Here is a 14,914-nt window from a genome sequence, read left to right as displayed (position 1 = left end):
GGCCGTGGAGAGCGTGTGATTGGCGGAATCTTGCGGCTCTCGTGGGATGTGTGAGTTTCCACAGGCAACCCTGAATTGCACACAAGGACAGCAGAGTTCTCCCCAGTTATTCACAAGAAGGCGACAATCTGTGGATAACTAAGAATATGCGAAGAGGCTAGCGTGTGGCCTGTTTGATGCGCGTCGTCAACTCCGTTACCTGGTTAAAGATTGAACGACGCTCTGCAATGAGTTGAGTGATCTTTCGGTGCGCGTACATCACTGTGGTGTGATCACGACCCCCGAAGAGTTGGCCGATCTTCGGCAGTGATAGCGGTGTGAGCTCACGACACAGGTACATCGCGATTTGACGTGCGGTTGCAATTTGCTGGGCGCGGGATGGGCCGTACAGTTCGTCGAGGGCAAGGTCAAAGTACTCGGCCGTGTGACTGATGATGTCAGTAGGCTGCACTTCGTTGTCCTCATCCAGGGTTATGAGGTCTTTCAGAACTGTCTGGACCAACGGCATATCAACACGTTGCTGGTTCAAGCTCGCAAATGCGGTAACTCGAATCAGAGTCCCTTCAAGTTCACGAATGTTAGAAGTGAACTTGGAGGCAATGAACTCCAATATGTCGTGATCTATTTCGAGACTCTCACGCTTTGCCTTCTTTCGAAGGATCGCAATCCGGGTCTCAAGATCGGGTACCTGAATATCTGTGAGAAGACCCCACTCAAAGCGCGAACGCATCCGGTCTTCGAAGCCCCGCAGCTGCTTCGGTGGCACATCGCTCGTAATGACTACTTGCTTGCTGTGGTCATGGAGGGTGTTAAAAGTGTGGAAAAACGCTTCCTGAGTTTCGGCCTTGCCCTCGAGGAACTGAATATCGTCTACAAGCAGTACATCGACGCTTCGATACCGTGCGTGAAATGCCGCTCCCTGGTTATTCGCGATGGAATTAATGAAGTCATTGGTGAAATCTTCTGAACTTACATACCTCACCCGAATTTCAGGAAAGAGTTCCCGGGCATAATGACCAATGGCATGAAGGAGGTGAGTCTTGCCAAGACCCGAATCACCGTAGATAAACAGCGGGTTGTAGGCTCGAGCGGGTGCCTCAGCTACGGCGACCGCTGCGGCATGCGCGAATCGGTTGGATTGCCCAATGACAAAGGAATCAAAGCGATACTTCTCATTGAGACGACTGTCTGCAAGATCATGTTGGCCATGGCGCGGACGGGGTTCCTCAACGGGGCGTACATGCTCTACCGAGGGCGTTGGCGTGACATGACTTTGCCACACGGGATTTTCCTCGGGCTCAGGGTCGATCGCCGGTTGTGCGTCAACGTCGACGATAACCACAAAACTCTCGATCTCAATCGCATCGGGAATGGCCGACACAGCTTGCATGATCGACGGACGCAAGCGATTCTCGAGCAGTTTCAGCGTGAACTCATGCTGGACCGCGAGAAATAGAGTTCCCGCGCTGATGCCGCGCGGCACTGCAAGTGCAAGCTGTGCCCCGACGGCGGGCCCGACCTGGGGATCACTCATCACAGCATGGGTGATCTGTGCCCATACGCGTTGCACGTCTTCTTCAGTCACGTGTACTTCCGAAATTCTTCCGACTAACCAACAGTAGATTCCCCAGATTCATCCACAGGGTGACAGGGCAGAAAGGCGCAAAGATGCGGGAAAATATCCGGCACTCACGCCTGCGCCAACGTTAGTCACAGAATTGTCCACAGGCAAGTTCTCACACCCAACATGCGGAACTCCTTCCACGCTTCCGGGCAAATCGCCGGCACAATCCATCACACTCACATGCCACGCTTTGACTTAACCAAGCAAACAGCGTATCTTTGGATCCTTGTATGGGTGCAACCCAGTTGTCGCCCTGCCCAGATTCGACTTCCTCGTCACTGAAGCGTCGGGGATCTATTCCATAAGTCACGGAGTCTTCACAATGAGCAAGCGTACCTTCCAGCCAAACAACCGTCGTCGTGCCAAAGTGCATGGTTTCCGCGCCCGCATGCGCACTCGTGCAGGACGTGCGATTGTTGCCGCTCGTCGCGGCAAGGGCCGCACGAAGCTCACTGCGTAGCTTTCACGCAAACGATCGTGCCAGCCAGGCAGCACCGAGTCACTCGGGGCGATGACTACCGGCGCATCATACGAAACGGCTACCGCGTGGGTGGTGCATTGTGCATCACCCACGCGGTTTTGCGTCATCCCCATCAAACGAATGAATCAGGTGACGGGGAGGCGCAGTCCCTGTTGCCCGCTCGGTTCGGCTTCATTGTGTCGAAGGCAGTCGGTGGTGCGGTCACGAGAAACTTGGTGAGACGACGATTCAAGTCAATCGCCCAGCGGCATATTGCTGCCGGTTTCAGTGGAGTAGATATTGTATTTCGCGCGCTCCCAGCGAGTTCGGGCGCAGAATTTTCTGATCTAGCTAGAGAGATTGAGCGAGCGCTGGATCGTGTCGAACGTTGGATTCTTGCCGAAGAACCTGCTGTGTCGTCGTGAGATATGTTTTGTGGTTCGCTGAAGCCGTGTGGCTTCTGCCCAGAAACCTGGCAATCGCGTTTATGCTGGGCTACCGTCGGGTCGTGTCACCTCTATATGGAGACGTGTGCAGGTACTATCCCAGTTGTTCACGCTACGCTTTGGAAGCGTTTCAACGACAGGGATGTGTTGCAGGAATTGGCCTCACACTTTGGCGATTGATCCGGTGTAATCCATGGACCCCCGGTGGGATCGATGATGCGCCCGAGCGGCGCCACCCCAGATTTTCCCTCAGTTCCCGCGGATTCGTTCGCCCCACCCCACGAAAGGCCTGATCACGGTGGATTTCATCGAGACAATTCTGTGGCCGTTGCGCTGGCTCGTCGAGCTAGTGCTGATGCTTTGGCACCAGCTCTTCACCCTGATCGGACTCGATCCGGCTTCCGGTGCAGCCTGGGTGCTTTCCATACTCGGGCTGGTGGTCGTCGTTCGATCGCTGCTCATTCCCGTAACTGTTCGCCAAATCAAGGCACAGCGACGAATGATGGACCTTGCACCCGAAATGAAGAAGGTGCAGGCAAAGTACAAGGGCAAGAGCGACCAGTTCTCGCGGGAGGCTATGAGTCGGGAGACCATGGCCCTCTACAAGAAGCATGGAACGAACCCTTTCTCCTCGTGCTTACCTATCTTGATTCAGATGCCCATTTTCTTCTCCCTGTTCTACGTGTTGCGGAACGCATCGGACAACAAACCCGGCATCGGTTTCATGGACGAGAGCCTGACGCAGAGCTTTAACGCGGCCAGCGTCTTCGGGGCGCCCCTGAAGATGACCTTCACTCAAGGCTGGGAATCGGGCCAGTGGAGTGTGGTAATCCTGCTCGGCATCATCGTGATTGCCATGATTGCCTCACAGTTCTTCACTCAACTGCAGATCATGTCGAAGAATATCTCTGACGAGACCAAGGCATCCCCGATGTACCGTCAGCAAAAGATCATGCTGTACATCATTCCGTTCGCCTTCCTGTTCTCAGGTGTTGCGTTCCCGCTTGCGCTGAACATCTACTGGTTCACCTCAAACCTGTGGACAATGGGCCAGCAGTTCATCGTTATCCACAACATGCCCACTCCTGGAAGTGATGCTTGGCGCGCGCGTCAGGCTCGATTGCGAGCTAAGGGAAAGCTCAGCCCCGAGGAACTTGAGGTCGAGGAGTCCCGTGAGGCAAAGGCCGCAGCGCAGGGCCAACGACAGCAACCGAAGAGCGCCAAGCGTTCAAAGAAGAAGAAGTGAGGCCCCGCTGATGGGTGAACGTGAAGGACTAAGCGAACTGCTCGCAGATCCCACTGTCGATGAACTCGAGACCGAGGGAGATCTGGCGGCAGATTACATCGAGGGTCTCCTCGACATCGCCGATCTAGACGGTGATCTCGATATTTCGGTAGCCAATGGTCGTGCGTACCTGTCGGTGACCGGGGGTGGCGAAGACATAGATCACCTGGCGATGCCTGACGTCGTGCAGGCACTGCAGGACCTCACACGCCTTGCGATTCAGAGCGAGACTGGACGCTTCTCTCGGCTCATTCTCGATATTGGTGGATCACGGGATGCCCGTGCCACCGAGCTCCGGGGCATGGTTGATGCAGCTGTGGCGCAGATTGCCGCAGGTCGAGTGGAGGTCGAACTTGAGCCGATGTCCTCCTACGAACGCAAGCTTGTGCACGATCTTGTCGCTGAGCGTGGCTTCCACTCAGAGTCACGCGGAGAGGGCCGCGACCGTCGGCTCGTAATTCGCCGCGCGTCTTAGTTTCACGTGAAACATGTCTGAGAATGGGACCGAAACCGAGCCAGCGGCGGCCGCAGAAATCGCTGGAAGTCGAATCGGGGTGCTTCGCGCATTCACGGAGGACCTTGGCGCGCGCGGCGAGACGCTTGGACTCATTGGACCACTAGAAGGACCCCGGTTGTGGACCCGGCACGTACTCAACAGCGCAGTCCTGGCTCCTCTCATTCAGAGCGGCGCGAGTGTTGCCGACGTTGGCACGGGCGGGGGCCTGCCAGGGTTGGTTCTTGCCATCATCCGACCCGATGCACACTTCTATCTCATCGAACCGATGGAACGTCGTTGTGCGTGGCTCACCGAACAGATCCAGCTGCTGGGCCTCGACAACGCCGAAGTTAGGCGGGGTCGAGCCGAAGAATTCCACAGGGCTTTGAAGGTTGATCAGGTCACCGCACGAGCAGTGACCGCTCTCAGGAGACTCGTTCCCTTGACGGCCCCCTTGCTGCGGGACGGGGGAGAAATGCTCTTCTTGAAGGGTGCTGCGGTGGAAGCGGAGATTAGCGCCGCGGAGAAGGCGCTGCGCGCTCATCGGGTGCATGACGTGACTGTCGAGGAGCTTGGACTCGGATTGCTCGACGAGACGACTAGAGTGTTGAGAGCCCGGGTGCGGTGATCCCCTTGTACCTGGTCGTGACGTGACTGAGGAAGCGATGACCGAAACCGACAACGCACTCGTGGCCAAGCATCTGGTCGACAAGCGTCGTCGACGTCGCGCCCTGGAGCAAACCGTGTCTCCCCTGCCCCTGAAGACTCGCATCATCACGGTGTCAAATCAGAAGGGAGGCGTGGGCAAGACCACGACGACCGTAAATTTGGCATCCGCGCTTGCACGCCGCGGGGCAAATGTTCTCGTCATTGATCTCGATCCACAGGGGAATGCGTCGACGGCGCTGGGTGTCATGCATCGGCCTGAGGTGACGAGCGTGTATGACGTGCTGCTCGGAGACGAGGATATTCAGGCTGCGATTCAGCCGACCACCGATCACGAGCGACTGTTCTGCGTTCCTTCGACAATCAATCTGGCAGGCGCAGAGATTGAGCTGGTGTCCCTGGTTGCCAGGGAACAGCGTTTGCGCACGGCGCTCGACGAATTTCTCCGCGAATCAGAGACGCATTTTCACTATGTCTTTATTGATTGCCCCCCCTCTCTTGGGCTGTTGACGGTCAACGCGTTCGTGGCCGCGAACGAGGTTCTCATTCCCATTCAATGCGAGTATTACGCTCTCGAGGGGTTGAGTCAGCTGCTCGGGAATATCAAACTTATCCAGAAGCATTTGAACCCCGAGTTGCGAGTCTCAACCATCCTGCTCACGATGTACGACGCGCGAACAAACCTTGCGCAAGAAGTTGCGCAAGAGGTGCGCACCCACTTCCCTACAGAAACGCTTACAGCGGTTGTGCCGCGGTCGGTGCGCATCTCAGAAGCGCCAAGCTACGGCCAGACGGTGCACGCCTACGACGCGGGTTCGATCGGTGCGATCGCGTACCTGGAGGCAGCGGCCGAGATGGCCGAACGCGACGCCGAACCCCTCACCAGTAAAGGAGCCTGACCATGGCCACGAAGAAGCGCAGCGGGCTGGGGAGAGGCATCGGCGCACTCATTCCGCAGAGCACGAGCGAGGGTGAACGTCCGGTAGACGTCTTCTTTCCAGCTGATCGTAGCTCCGACGAACAGGCGATTGCCGAAAAGGTTCGTGCCGAACTTGAGGCCGGAGGTCCAGAGCTTCGCCAGGTTCCCGGTGCAACACTCACGAATCTCGACCTTGCCGACATCGTTCCGAACCGGGCGCAGCCCCGCACCGAGTTCGACGAGGAAGCCCTTGAAGAACTCACTCACTCCATCCGAGAGTTTGGTGTGTTTCAGCCGGTCGTCGTGCGCGCGATCGAGCCGACGCCCGGAGAGGGCGAACCGCACTACGAGCTCATTATGGGCGAGCGTCGCTTTCGCGCTAGCCAGCGCGCTGGACGCGAGACAATCCCCGCGATCATCCGCAGCACAGCTGACGAACACATGTTGCGCGATGCCCTACTTGAGAACCTGCACCGCGCGCAGCTGAATCCCCTCGAGGAAGCCTCCGCGTATCAGCAGTTGCTCAGCGATTTTGGCATTACTCAGGAGCAGCTAGCCGCCCGCATTGGCCGCTCACGGCCTCAGATTTCGAACACCATTCGCCTCCTGCGCCTACCCGAACCCGTGCAGGCACGGGTCGCGGCAGGGGTGCTCACCGCCGGGCACGCTCGAGCGATACTGTCGCTCGACGGTGACGCCGCATCGATGCAACGGCTCGCCGACAAGATCGTGAACGAGGGTCTGTCGGTCCGCGCTGCCGAGGCCGTGGCAGGGGAAGCCCCGAAACAGAAACGCCCACGTGCCCGTCCGGGTGGCGTTCAGGCTCAGCTGGGCGAGATCGCCGAGCGGCTCGGCGATCGTTTCGACACGCGCGTCACGATCAAGCTGGGTGCAAAAAAGGGACAGGTGCTCATCGACTTCGCGACGATCGCCGACCTCAAGCGTATCCTCGAGGAATTGGGCGACCCGGGCTTCAGCTAGCAGTTCGCCGCTGCGGAGCGGTCTCGATGACGAACGCTCAACCCCCGCCCGGGCACCATCACACCTCCGCGGGAGTGTGATTTTCCAGCAATAGATTCAATTCAGTCTTCACACAGCACAGCGCCCGGCCCGCGGATCGCGGAAACCGGGCGCTGCACCAGGCCTTGCCAGGGGAGCTTCTAGATAATCCCGGCGAGGTGCTCTTCAAGAACTGTTTTGGGGACTGCGCCGATGATCTCTCGGACCTCTTCGCCGCCCTGGAAGACCTTCATGGCGGGAATCGAGGTGATGCGGTACTTGGCGGCGAGCCCTGGGTTCTCGTCGACGTTTACCTTTGCGATGATGATCTTGCCGTCATGCTCGGCAGCGATCTGCGCAAGCACAGGCGCGACCATTCGGCACGGCCCGCACCATTCCGCCCAGAAATCCACGAGCACGGGTGTGTCGCTCTGCAGTACAACCTTGTCGAAGGTTTGCTCTCCGACGATGATGGGTTCAGACATGGTGTCTCCTAACGAATCGAACTTAGTCTTGAGCTGCGAGGAAGTGCTCGGCGTCGAGGGCGGCTACGACACCAGAACCCGCTGCCGTCGCTGCCTGCCGGTAGCTGGGATCGATGACGTCACCAGCGGCGAACACCCCTTCAACTGAGGTCTTTGAGCTCCGACCGTCGACCGCAATGGTGCCATCGGCCGTGAGCTTCAGCTGATCGTGCACGAGGTGGGTGCGCGGGTCGTTCCCGACCGCGATGAAGAGGCCATCGAGAGGGAGCTCCTTCTCCGCACCGGTCACCGTGTCGCGGAGAGTGATTCCCGTCACCTCGGTCTCGCCGTGAATCGCTGCGACCTCAGAGTTCCAAATGAACTCGATCTTCTCGTTGTCGAAAGCCCGCTGCTGCATAATTTTCGAGGCTTTCAGTTCGTCACGCCGGTGGATCACGTACACCTTGGTAGCGAAGCGGGTGAGAAAAGTCGCCTCCTCCATCGCAGAATCGCCTCCACCGACGACGGCGATTGTTTTCTCGCGGAAGAAAAAGCCGTCACACGTCGCGCACCACGAGATGCCGTGGCCACTGAGCTTCTCTTCCTCTGGAAGGCCGAGCTTCCGATAGGCGGAACCCGTCGCAAAGATGACGGCTTTCGCTTCGTGCACCGTGCCGTCGCTCGTGGTGACCTTCTTGACATCACCAGAGAGATCCAAAGCCGTCACATCGTCGTAGGTGACCTTCGTGCCGAACTTCTCAGCCTGTGCCTGGATCTTCTCCATCAACTCTGGGCCCTGAATTCCGTCGGGGAAACCGGGGAAGTTTTCGACATCCGTCGTGTTCATCAATTCGCCACCCGGCTCGACTGAGCTGGCAAACAGCAGCGGCTCAAGCCCCGCGCGCGCGGCATAGATGCCCGCCGTAAGCCCCGCTGGGCCACTGCCAATGATGATGATCTGGTGCATTCTGCTCCTCGCACGTGATGTGTGGATCACGGCCAGCGGCCGCCTCTGAGTGATACAACCAATCCTAGGGTTGCATCATTCCCTGGGCAGGTGAACTCCAGGGGAATCGTCCCCGCTTTGATCGACCGTCCTCTGCTCCGCGTCGGGACCCACTGCGTTTGAGGCGGCGTGTCTGCGGAGACTTCTCCAGATGCCAAGGGCGAGAAGGAGGGTTGCAGTCGCAGCGAGTGACACAAGCAGAATCGTCTCGTAGGAACTGCGGATCGTGAGCTTCAGTACCCGCTCGGACAGTGCCTGCTCGTTGGTATTCCCGTGAACCTCGACCCGCAGCCCAGATTCCCCGGACGAGATGCGAGTTTTGACCCCCACAAGCACCACATGGTTGCCATCGGCGCTCACCACCTGGTTCGGAAAGGCACGCACGGGAACAGCAATTCCCGCGGAAGTTGGGGAGACCTTCACCATGACATTCGCGTCGAACGGAAGTGCGTTGTGCAAGGTCACCGGCACACGGGAAGAGGTGCCAACCAACTGGGTGTTCTCGGTCCCGACGACCCGCACCCCGCTAAGCAGCTCGGCATCGCGCGCGCGAATTCGGTCGTCAACGGCGTCAAAATCCACGTCGGCGCCCGCGTAGCGTGTGGCAAACGCCTCGAGGAGACGCAGGCGTTGGTATTCAACCAGCGACTGGGGGCGGCGGAGCACTGGGGCCACGGCATCGATTTCGTCGGATCTGGCAACCGTGGCGCGCAACAGCTCGAGGCGTTGTTCGGCTGTCTTACCCGAGCGGATCGTCCCGGTGCCTTCAGGCTGAATCATCTCGGGTACCGTGTTCACCCAGCCAAGACCTGACACGGTGGCGAGCAGCCCGGCCGGATTTTCGGCATCGGCAAGGGCTCCGCGATCCACCGCGAGAACCAGGCCTGCTGTGCCCTGCAGCGCCGACAGCGCAAGAAAAGCGGTGAGATCTGCAATTCCGGACGCCCGCTCGGAGGGACTTTCTCCGGCGAGGGTGAGCTTTGTGGAGTCGGTGAGGGTGGCATCCGCAACCAGTGCCGACATGCCATCGATGAGCACGCGCGTGCCGGTGGCATCCGCTACGTTGCCGGAGTCAAGGACTATGTTGGTGATTCCCGCACCGCGCAGGAGGTCTAGGGTGCTGCCATCAACTCCCCCGGATGCTGGCCACGCACCCAGAAAGGCCCCGGGTGTCCCCGCGAGCTGGTCAACCTCGGGCGTAGCAACCAGCCCGTTGGGAGGGTCTACCCCCGGGGTTTGATCCGAACTGTTCGTGAGGGATTCTTCCTCCCCGGAAGCAGGTGCACTTGCGTCCTCGGACCCTGCGTCCTCTGCGCCCTCGAGGGGATTTTGCTGATTAGTCTCGGCGTCAGCAACGTCCGTCTCGTCGGTGTTGCCGAGGAGGTAGCCAAACCCGAGGGGCCGAAGCAATTCATCGAGCCCCAGGGCAGCCTGAGCGGCCGGATCTGCGTCGGCAAACTGCAACAGAAAGAAGGGCTGCGTCGTCGATTCGAAGCGTTCAAGCAGTGCTTGAGCTGAGGCAGGCGCATCATCTCCGAGCACGCGTATGCCGGCGATGATGCGGGGATCCACCGCCAACGTTGCCTCGGCGCGCTCGGCCTCGTCGAGCAAACTCGTCAGCCGCGGGGCAACCTCTCGAAGCTGATCCGCTGAGGGCACGGTGCGCACATTCCCGGGAAGTGTGAAAGGCACTACCAGGGTGACTGGCACGCGGGCGTCGGTGCCGGCATCCTGCCAGACGAAGGGAGTGGCCTCCGACACGAGAAGCGGATCTGCGCGCGTCTCGAGCGGTTCAAAGGCGGGCAGGCGTAGCTCGACATGGACCGAGTACACGCCCCCTGGGCTCGCGAAGCTGAGAGGCAGAGTGTCGCGAGAGACAGCGAACGTAAGGTTCTGCTCACTACCGCTCGCCGTCTCCCCCACGGCGGTCAGCGCAATCTGGGTCGCCCGCGCTGAGGGTTCCACAGTGGCGAGCTGCGTCGTTGACTCGAGAGGAGTGGTGTTCAACAGCAGTCTGACTTCGCCTGCAGGGATGGCCTCTTTCCCTGTGTTTCGCAGGTGGACGGTGAACTGGTGCTCGTCCGCCTCGGCCTCGAGCACCGGCGATGCGGGGGCGACAATTATCTCCGCGGTGACTCCCTGAGTGTCGGACTTCGGATCTTCCGGGCCCGGAGCCGGCGTCTCAGTGGTAGCGGGAGGGGTGGTTCGGGCAGGAAACTCTGGTGACCGCGCCGATCCACTGACTTCTGCCGCAGCCGCAGTCGCAGTTGCAGCCGAGAGTGTCAGGACCGCAGTGAGAAGCGCGGCGGTGCATGCGCGGGCCAGCGACCGGCGCGAAGCGAGGCGACGGCGCGATCGCTGGTGCGGCGCACGTGACATAGGGCAAGTGTATGGCGGCGAGGCTGCCGGTATCCTGGAGGGATGCGTCCTATTGCTGAATCCATGGCGGCCCTGCGCGCCATCGCCGATTCTCCTCCGGTGCGCACACTTTCAGAAGCATTCGCTGCGGCCGGACACGAGTTTGCGTTGGTGGGCGGGCCGGTGCGCGACGCGATGCTCGGCCGCGAGGTGACCGATCTCGATTTCACGACCTCTGCGCGCCCCGAAGAGACCCGCGCGATTGTAGATGCGCTGACCAAACAAGTGTGGGACGTGGGGCGCGACTTCGGTACGATCGCGGCAAAGGTGCTCGGCGAAACGGTAGAGATCACCACCTATCGTGCAGAAATCTACCGCGACGACTCCCGGAAGCCAGAAGTGCATTTCGGGGACACTATCGAGGCGGATCTCGTGCGCCGGGATTTTACGATGAACGCCCTGGCGCTCATGCTGCCCTCGATGCGGCTCGTGGACGTGTCTGGCGGCGTGGAAGACCTGCTCGCGGGGCGGATCATTACCCCGGGCAGCGCCGAGTCTTCGTTCACGGACGACCCCCTGCGCATGCTCCGCGCGGCAAGATTCTCGGCACAACTTGGCTTCGAGGTTGCCCTGGAGACGCAGGCGGCAATGACCCAATTCGGCCCGCGACTCGAAATCGTCTCGGCTGAGCGGGTGCGCGATGAACTCGTGAAGCTACTCACAACGGCCGATCCGGTACCGGGCATTCGACTGTTGGTTGACACCGGACTCGCCGGTCGATTCTTGCCCGAGCTCACCGCGCTCGTAGCCACTCAAGACGACCACGGGCGCCACAAAGATGTCTACGAACACAGTCTTACAGTCCTGAACCAGTCCATCGAACTCGAAATCGCGAGGCAAGGCGACGAGATCCGCTCCCCCGACCTTGTGCTGCGTCTCGCGGCGCTGTTGCACGACATCGGCAAGCCGACCACCCGCCGCTTCGAACGCGGTGGTGTGACGTTTCACCACCACGACGTGGTCGGTGCGAAGCTCGCCAGGAAGCGGTTGAGGGCGCTCAGGTTCGACAACGACACGATTGCGAGGGTAGCCCGACTCGTCGAACTGCACCTGCGATTTTTCGGGTACAGCGACCAGCAGTGGACCGACTCGGCCGTGCGCCGATACGTGCGCGACGCAGGCGATGTGCTGCCGCAGCTGCACATCCTTACCCGCGCAGACGTGACCACCCGCAACCGTCGTAAGGCCGAGCGACTCGAGCACGCCTATGACGACATCGAGCGGCGCATCGGTGAGCTGATGGCTGCCGAAGAGCTCGCATCCGTGAGGCCAGAGCTCGACGGCGAGCAGATCATGCAACTGCTCGGCATCGCACCGGGACCACTGGTTGGTCAGGCTTACCGGTATCTGCTTGAGGTGCGGCTCGACGAGGGGCCGATCGGCGAGGAGGTCGCCACAGAGCGATTACTTGCTTGGTACGACACAGTGAGGAAATAGTGGATCTGGATCCGATCACCTGGTTCGATGGTGCCCGCCGGGTACTCTTCGTGCACGCCCACCCCGACGATGAAACCATTACCACGGGAGGGACCCTTGCCGCACTCTCGGAGGCGGGTGCAGAGCCCGGGCTCGTCACCCTGACACGAGGTGAGCGCGGAGAGGTCACGCAGGGTCCGTTCGCTTCGCTCGCGGGTACCGACAGACTCGCGGCACACCGGGAGACCGAGCTCGCTGCGGCACTCTTTATGTTGGGTGTGGATCGCCACGCGTACTTGGGCACTCCCCCGGCGCGGGCGGCGGACCGTGAGCCACGGACGTATGTCGACTCCGGCATGGCGTGGGGCCAAGACGGATTCGCAACAGCCTCCCCCGACGCCTCAGTCGATGCTCTGACGCGTGCCAGTGTGATCGAACCGTTGAACGACCTCCTCGCACTGGCCGCGGAGTGGGCGGCAGAGGCAGTCGTCAGCTATGACGCGAGCGGCGGTTATGGCCACCCCGATCACGTGTTCGCACACCGTCTCGGGCGCGCCGTGGCGCACGGGCTCGAGCTCCCGTTTTGGGAGATTGTCACCGAAGGGTCGCTTCCGGGCGAGGCCGGCGTCGATCTGGATGTAGCTGAGGCAGACGAGGCAGTGGAGGGCCCGACGGCCCTCGTTGCGTACGATGTAGGCCCGTGGAACGAACGCAAGTTGGCCGCTCTGCGCTCGCACGCGACGCAGCTGACCGTTGATGGCGACACCATCGTCCACGTTGGTGGGCAGCGCCAACCCATCGAGCTGATTGAGCGCTACCGGAGACTCCCCCAGCTGAGGTGACCCTGAGCGGTCGATTTCGGCGGCTCAAGCTGTTAGGCTATACAGGTTGTCTGCCTATCGCGCGCTCTGCGTGATGGCCGAGAGCAATGCATCAATACCCTCCTGTCACAGAAATACTGTGGCCGTATAGTCCGAAGGAGGTGGGTCAATAATGCATACGTACGAACTCATGGTGATCCTCGATCCCGGCATTGACGAGCGCACCGTAGCTCCGAGCATCGACAAGTTCCTCGGCGTCATCCGCAATGCGGGCGGCGACATTGAGAAGGTCGACATCTGGGGCAAGCGCCGCCTGGCCTACGAGATCAAGAAGCAGACCGAGGGCATCTATGTCGTCGCGAACTTCACTGCGAGCCCCGAGGCAACCGCCGAGCTGGACCGTCAGCTGGGTCTTTCCGAGGCCGTGCTCCGCACCAAGGTGCTGCGCGCCGACGAGCTCATCGCTCAGCGTGCCGCTCAGACCTCGCGCGATCAGGCCAAGGCTGCTCGCGCCGCGAAGCTGGGCGCATAACTCATGGCCGGCGAGACAGTGATCACGGTGGTCGGTAACCTGACCGCCGATCCCGAGCTGCGGTTCACCAATAGCGGTGTCGCGCTCGCGTCGTTCACGATCGCGTCGACTCCCCGCACCTTCGATCGCCAGTCCAATGAGTGGAAGGACGGCGAAGCGCTGTTCCTTCGCTGCACGGTGTGGCGTGAGTACGCGGAGAACGTGGCGAACTCGCTGACTAAGGGTGCCCGTGTTATCGCTCGCGGAAACCTCCGCCAGCGCGGATACGAGACCAAAGAGGGCGAAAAGCGCACCTCTTACGAGCTCGATGTCGACGAGATTGGTCCTTCGCTTCGCTACGCCACCGCACAGATTGCGCGCACTCAGTCGCGCGGTCAGGGCGGCGGCTTCAGCGGCGGGCAGCAGCCTGCAGGGCAACCCGAGTGGGGTCAGCCGGCAGCGCAGCAGTCGAAAGACAATCCTTGGGGCAACAGTGGCCAGGGCGCGGCAGCGACCGGTTTCGGCTCGGGCTTCGACGACGAGCAGCCTTTTTAAACACTTCCGCCCCGTTGGGGCAGTTCACGAAAAGAGATCAATATGGCAGGCAAGCAGGGCGGCGCGAGCCGCAAGCCGAGCCGCGGGAAGAACGCAAAGGTTCTTGCCCCCGCGAAGAAGCAGACCGTTGGCGTCATCGACTACAAAGATGTCGCGACGCTGCGCAAGTTCATTTCCGAGCGTGGAAAGATTCGCGCGCGCCGGATCACCGGAGTTTCTGTTCAAGAGCAGCGTCTCATCGCAAAGGCAGTTAAGAATGCCCGCGAGATGGCGCTTCTCCCCTACGCCGGTTCCGGCCGCTAAGGAGGCCAAATCATGGCGAAGGTGATTCTTACAAACGAGGTTCTTGGACTTGGATCCGCGGGTGACGTGGTCGAGGTAAAGAACGGTTACGCACGCAACTACCTGGTACCCCAGGGGTATGGCGTGCACTGGAGCCGCGGTGGCGAAGCCCAGGTGGCTCAGATCCGCTTGGCTCGCGAGGCGCGTGCACACGCTTCGGTCGAAGATGCGCAGGCATTGAAGGCGAAGCTGCAGGGCGGCAAGATCCGTCTGTTCGCGAAGAGCGGTGCCGAGGGTCGCTTGTTCGGCTCGATTAAGCCCGCCGCGGTAGCTGCTGCCGTTTCCGAAGCTGGCATCGGAGAGATCGACAAGCGGAAGATCACTCTTCCGGCGATCAAGACAACCGGTGAGTACAACGCGACGATTCATCTGCATGAGGGTGTCGACGCCGAGGTGACGCTGCAGGTCATCGCGCAGCGTTAGTCCTCTCGCGCGGTAAAGCGGGGTGATCGCCTTCCACGGCGGATCACCCCGCTTTCGTGTGTT

Annotated in this window: 18 protein-coding genes; 14 read left to right on the top strand and 4 right to left on the bottom strand. The window is 60.5% G+C overall.

Features of this window, described 5'->3' with window-relative positions; genetic code table 11:
• Window positions 1–157: 157 nt before the first annotated feature.
• Window positions 158–1,585: a chromosomal replication initiator protein DnaA gene (gene dnaA / locus ACTNFJ_RS11320; RefSeq protein WP_435906377.1), complete on the bottom strand. Its 1,428-nt coding sequence runs from the start codon at window positions 1,583–1,585 to the stop codon at window positions 158–160.
• A 361-nt stretch (window positions 1,586–1,946) separates the two neighbouring features.
• Here dnaA and rpmH point away from each other — a divergent pair, with 361 nt between their 5' ends.
• The 8 genes from rpmH to ACTNFJ_RS11280 all read left to right on the top strand — a co-directional run bounded on the left by rpmH (window position 1,947) and on the right by ACTNFJ_RS11280 (window position 6,877).
• Complete coding sequence (rpmH, locus tag ACTNFJ_RS11315) at window positions 1,947–2,084, top strand: 50S ribosomal protein L34 (protein WP_382446410.1); 138 nt, start codon at window positions 1,947–1,949, stop codon at window positions 2,082–2,084.
• A gap of 17 nt (window positions 2,085–2,101) precedes the next feature.
• Window positions 2,102–2,509, top strand: coding sequence for a ribonuclease P protein component (rnpA, locus tag ACTNFJ_RS11310; protein ID WP_435906376.1), 408 nt, complete (start codon window positions 2,102–2,104; stop codon window positions 2,507–2,509).
• A gap of 62 nt (window positions 2,510–2,571) precedes the next feature.
• Entirely contained in the window at window positions 2,572–2,823 is a 252-nt protein-coding gene (gene yidD / locus ACTNFJ_RS11305) for a membrane protein insertion efficiency factor YidD (RefSeq protein WP_435906488.1), read from the top strand.
• A 5-nt stretch (window positions 2,824–2,828) separates the two neighbouring features.
• Window positions 2,829–3,776, top strand: coding sequence for a membrane protein insertase YidC (gene yidC / locus ACTNFJ_RS11300; protein ID WP_435906375.1), 948 nt, complete (start codon window positions 2,829–2,831; stop codon window positions 3,774–3,776).
• Between the two features lie 10 nt (window positions 3,777–3,786).
• Window positions 3,787–4,290 carry a Jag family protein gene (locus tag ACTNFJ_RS11295; RefSeq protein WP_435906374.1) on the top strand — a complete coding sequence of 168 codons (504 nt, stop codon included), beginning with the start codon at window positions 3,787–3,789 and terminating at the stop codon, window positions 4,288–4,290.
• Window positions 4,291–4,303: 13 nt separating this feature from the next.
• Window positions 4,304–4,939, top strand: a complete 636-nt coding sequence (gene rsmG / locus ACTNFJ_RS11290; protein WP_435906373.1) for a 16S rRNA (guanine(527)-N(7))-methyltransferase RsmG — start codon at window positions 4,304–4,306, stop codon at window positions 4,937–4,939.
• A 37-nt stretch (window positions 4,940–4,976) separates the two neighbouring features.
• Window positions 4,977–5,876, top strand: coding sequence for a ParA family protein (locus ACTNFJ_RS11285; RefSeq protein WP_435906372.1), 900 nt, complete (start codon window positions 4,977–4,979; stop codon window positions 5,874–5,876).
• A 2-nt stretch (window positions 5,877–5,878) separates the two neighbouring features.
• Window positions 5,879–6,877 carry a ParB/RepB/Spo0J family partition protein gene (locus ACTNFJ_RS11280; RefSeq protein WP_435906371.1) on the top strand — a complete coding sequence of 333 codons (999 nt, stop codon included), beginning with the start codon at window positions 5,879–5,881 and terminating at the stop codon, window positions 6,875–6,877.
• A 179-nt stretch (window positions 6,878–7,056) separates the two neighbouring features.
• Here ACTNFJ_RS11280 and trxA read toward each other — a convergent pair whose 3' ends face one another.
• From trxA to ACTNFJ_RS11265, 3 genes are all read right to left on the bottom strand, one after another.
• Window positions 7,057–7,380 carry a thioredoxin gene (gene trxA, locus ACTNFJ_RS11275; RefSeq protein WP_435906370.1) on the bottom strand — a complete coding sequence of 108 codons (324 nt, stop codon included), beginning with the start codon at window positions 7,378–7,380 and terminating at the stop codon, window positions 7,057–7,059.
• Between the two features lie 22 nt (window positions 7,381–7,402).
• Window positions 7,403–8,326: a thioredoxin-disulfide reductase gene (gene trxB / locus ACTNFJ_RS11270; RefSeq protein ID WP_435906369.1), complete on the bottom strand. Its 924-nt coding sequence runs from the start codon at window positions 8,324–8,326 to the stop codon at window positions 7,403–7,405.
• A gap of 75 nt (window positions 8,327–8,401) precedes the next feature.
• On the bottom strand, window positions 8,402–10,744 hold the full coding sequence (locus ACTNFJ_RS11265) for a DUF6049 family protein (protein ID WP_435906368.1): 2,343 nt from the start codon (window positions 10,742–10,744) through the stop codon (window positions 8,402–8,404).
• 42 nt (window positions 10,745–10,786) lie between these two features.
• Between ACTNFJ_RS11265 and ACTNFJ_RS11260 the strand changes: the two genes are divergently transcribed.
• The 6 genes from ACTNFJ_RS11260 (at window position 10,787) to rplI (ending at window position 14,851) form a co-directional block, all read left to right on the top strand.
• A complete protein-coding gene (locus ACTNFJ_RS11260; protein WP_435906367.1) occupies window positions 10,787–12,220 on the top strand; it encodes a CCA tRNA nucleotidyltransferase in 1,434 nt (477 codons plus the stop codon).
• The gene (locus tag ACTNFJ_RS11255; RefSeq protein WP_435906366.1) at window positions 12,196–13,041 is read left to right on the top strand and encodes a PIG-L family deacetylase; all 846 of its coding nucleotides are present in this window, start codon (window positions 12,196–12,198) and stop codon (window positions 13,039–13,041) included. Before ACTNFJ_RS11260 ends, ACTNFJ_RS11255 begins: the two co-directional genes overlap by 25 nt.
• A 151-nt stretch (window positions 13,042–13,192) precedes the next feature.
• Window positions 13,193–13,552: a 30S ribosomal protein S6 gene (gene rpsF / locus ACTNFJ_RS11250; RefSeq protein WP_435906365.1), complete on the top strand. Its 360-nt coding sequence runs from the start codon at window positions 13,193–13,195 to the stop codon at window positions 13,550–13,552.
• A gap of 3 nt (window positions 13,553–13,555) precedes the next feature.
• Complete coding sequence (locus ACTNFJ_RS11245; RefSeq protein WP_435906364.1) at window positions 13,556–14,086, top strand: single-stranded DNA-binding protein; 531 nt, start codon at window positions 13,556–13,558, stop codon at window positions 14,084–14,086.
• 42 nt (window positions 14,087–14,128) lie between these two features.
• Window positions 14,129–14,389: a 30S ribosomal protein S18 gene (rpsR, locus tag ACTNFJ_RS11240; RefSeq protein ID WP_433645399.1), complete on the top strand. Its 261-nt coding sequence runs from the start codon at window positions 14,129–14,131 to the stop codon at window positions 14,387–14,389.
• A 12-nt stretch (window positions 14,390–14,401) separates the two neighbouring features.
• Window positions 14,402–14,851, top strand: a complete 450-nt coding sequence (rplI, locus tag ACTNFJ_RS11235) for a 50S ribosomal protein L9 (protein ID WP_435906363.1) — start codon at window positions 14,402–14,404, stop codon at window positions 14,849–14,851.
• The last annotated feature ends 63 nt before the right edge of the window (window positions 14,852–14,914 follow it).

Origin of the sequence: Leucobacter shiyiweii (assembly GCF_052446065.1) — a bacterium.
Lineage (GTDB): Bacteria > Actinomycetota > Actinomycetes > Actinomycetales > Microbacteriaceae > Leucobacter.
Note: the sequence above shows the minus strand (reverse complement) of the source record. Positions and strands in the feature narration are given on the sequence as shown.

What these genes read in the sequence shown, in the direction of transcription:
- rpmH (WP_382446410.1), top strand. Translation starts at nt 1,947, where the DNA reads ATGAGCAAGCGTACCTTCCAGCCAAACAACCGTCGTCGTGCCAAAGTG.
- yidD (WP_435906488.1), top strand. Translation starts at nt 2,572, where the DNA reads ATGCTGGGCTACCGTCGGGTCGTGTCACCTCTATATGGAGACGTGTGC.
- ACTNFJ_RS11295 (WP_435906374.1), top strand. Translation starts at nt 3,787, where the DNA reads ATGGGTGAACGTGAAGGACTAAGCGAACTGCTCGCAGATCCCACTGTC.
- rsmG (WP_435906373.1), top strand. Translation starts at nt 4,304, where the DNA reads ATGTCTGAGAATGGGACCGAAACCGAGCCAGCGGCGGCCGCAGAAATC.
- ACTNFJ_RS11285 (WP_435906372.1), top strand. Translation starts at nt 4,977, where the DNA reads ATGACCGAAACCGACAACGCACTCGTGGCCAAGCATCTGGTCGACAAG.
- ACTNFJ_RS11280 (WP_435906371.1), top strand. Translation starts at nt 5,879, where the DNA reads ATGGCCACGAAGAAGCGCAGCGGGCTGGGGAGAGGCATCGGCGCACTC.
- trxA (WP_435906370.1), bottom strand. Translation starts at nt 7,380, where the DNA reads ATGTCTGAACCCATCATCGTCGGAGAGCAAACCTTCGACAAGGTTGTA.
- trxB (WP_435906369.1), bottom strand. Translation starts at nt 8,326, where the DNA reads ATGCACCAGATCATCATCATTGGCAGTGGCCCAGCGGGGCTTACGGCG.
- ACTNFJ_RS11265 (WP_435906368.1), bottom strand. Translation starts at nt 10,744, where the DNA reads ATGTCACGTGCGCCGCACCAGCGATCGCGCCGTCGCCTCGCTTCGCGC.
- ACTNFJ_RS11260 (WP_435906367.1), top strand. Translation starts at nt 10,787, where the DNA reads ATGCGTCCTATTGCTGAATCCATGGCGGCCCTGCGCGCCATCGCCGAT.
- rpsF (WP_435906365.1), top strand. Translation starts at nt 13,193, where the DNA reads ATGCATACGTACGAACTCATGGTGATCCTCGATCCCGGCATTGACGAG.
- ACTNFJ_RS11245 (WP_435906364.1), top strand. Translation starts at nt 13,556, where the DNA reads ATGGCCGGCGAGACAGTGATCACGGTGGTCGGTAACCTGACCGCCGAT.
- rpsR (WP_433645399.1), top strand. Translation starts at nt 14,129, where the DNA reads ATGGCAGGCAAGCAGGGCGGCGCGAGCCGCAAGCCGAGCCGCGGGAAG.
- rplI (WP_435906363.1), top strand. Translation starts at nt 14,402, where the DNA reads ATGGCGAAGGTGATTCTTACAAACGAGGTTCTTGGACTTGGATCCGCG.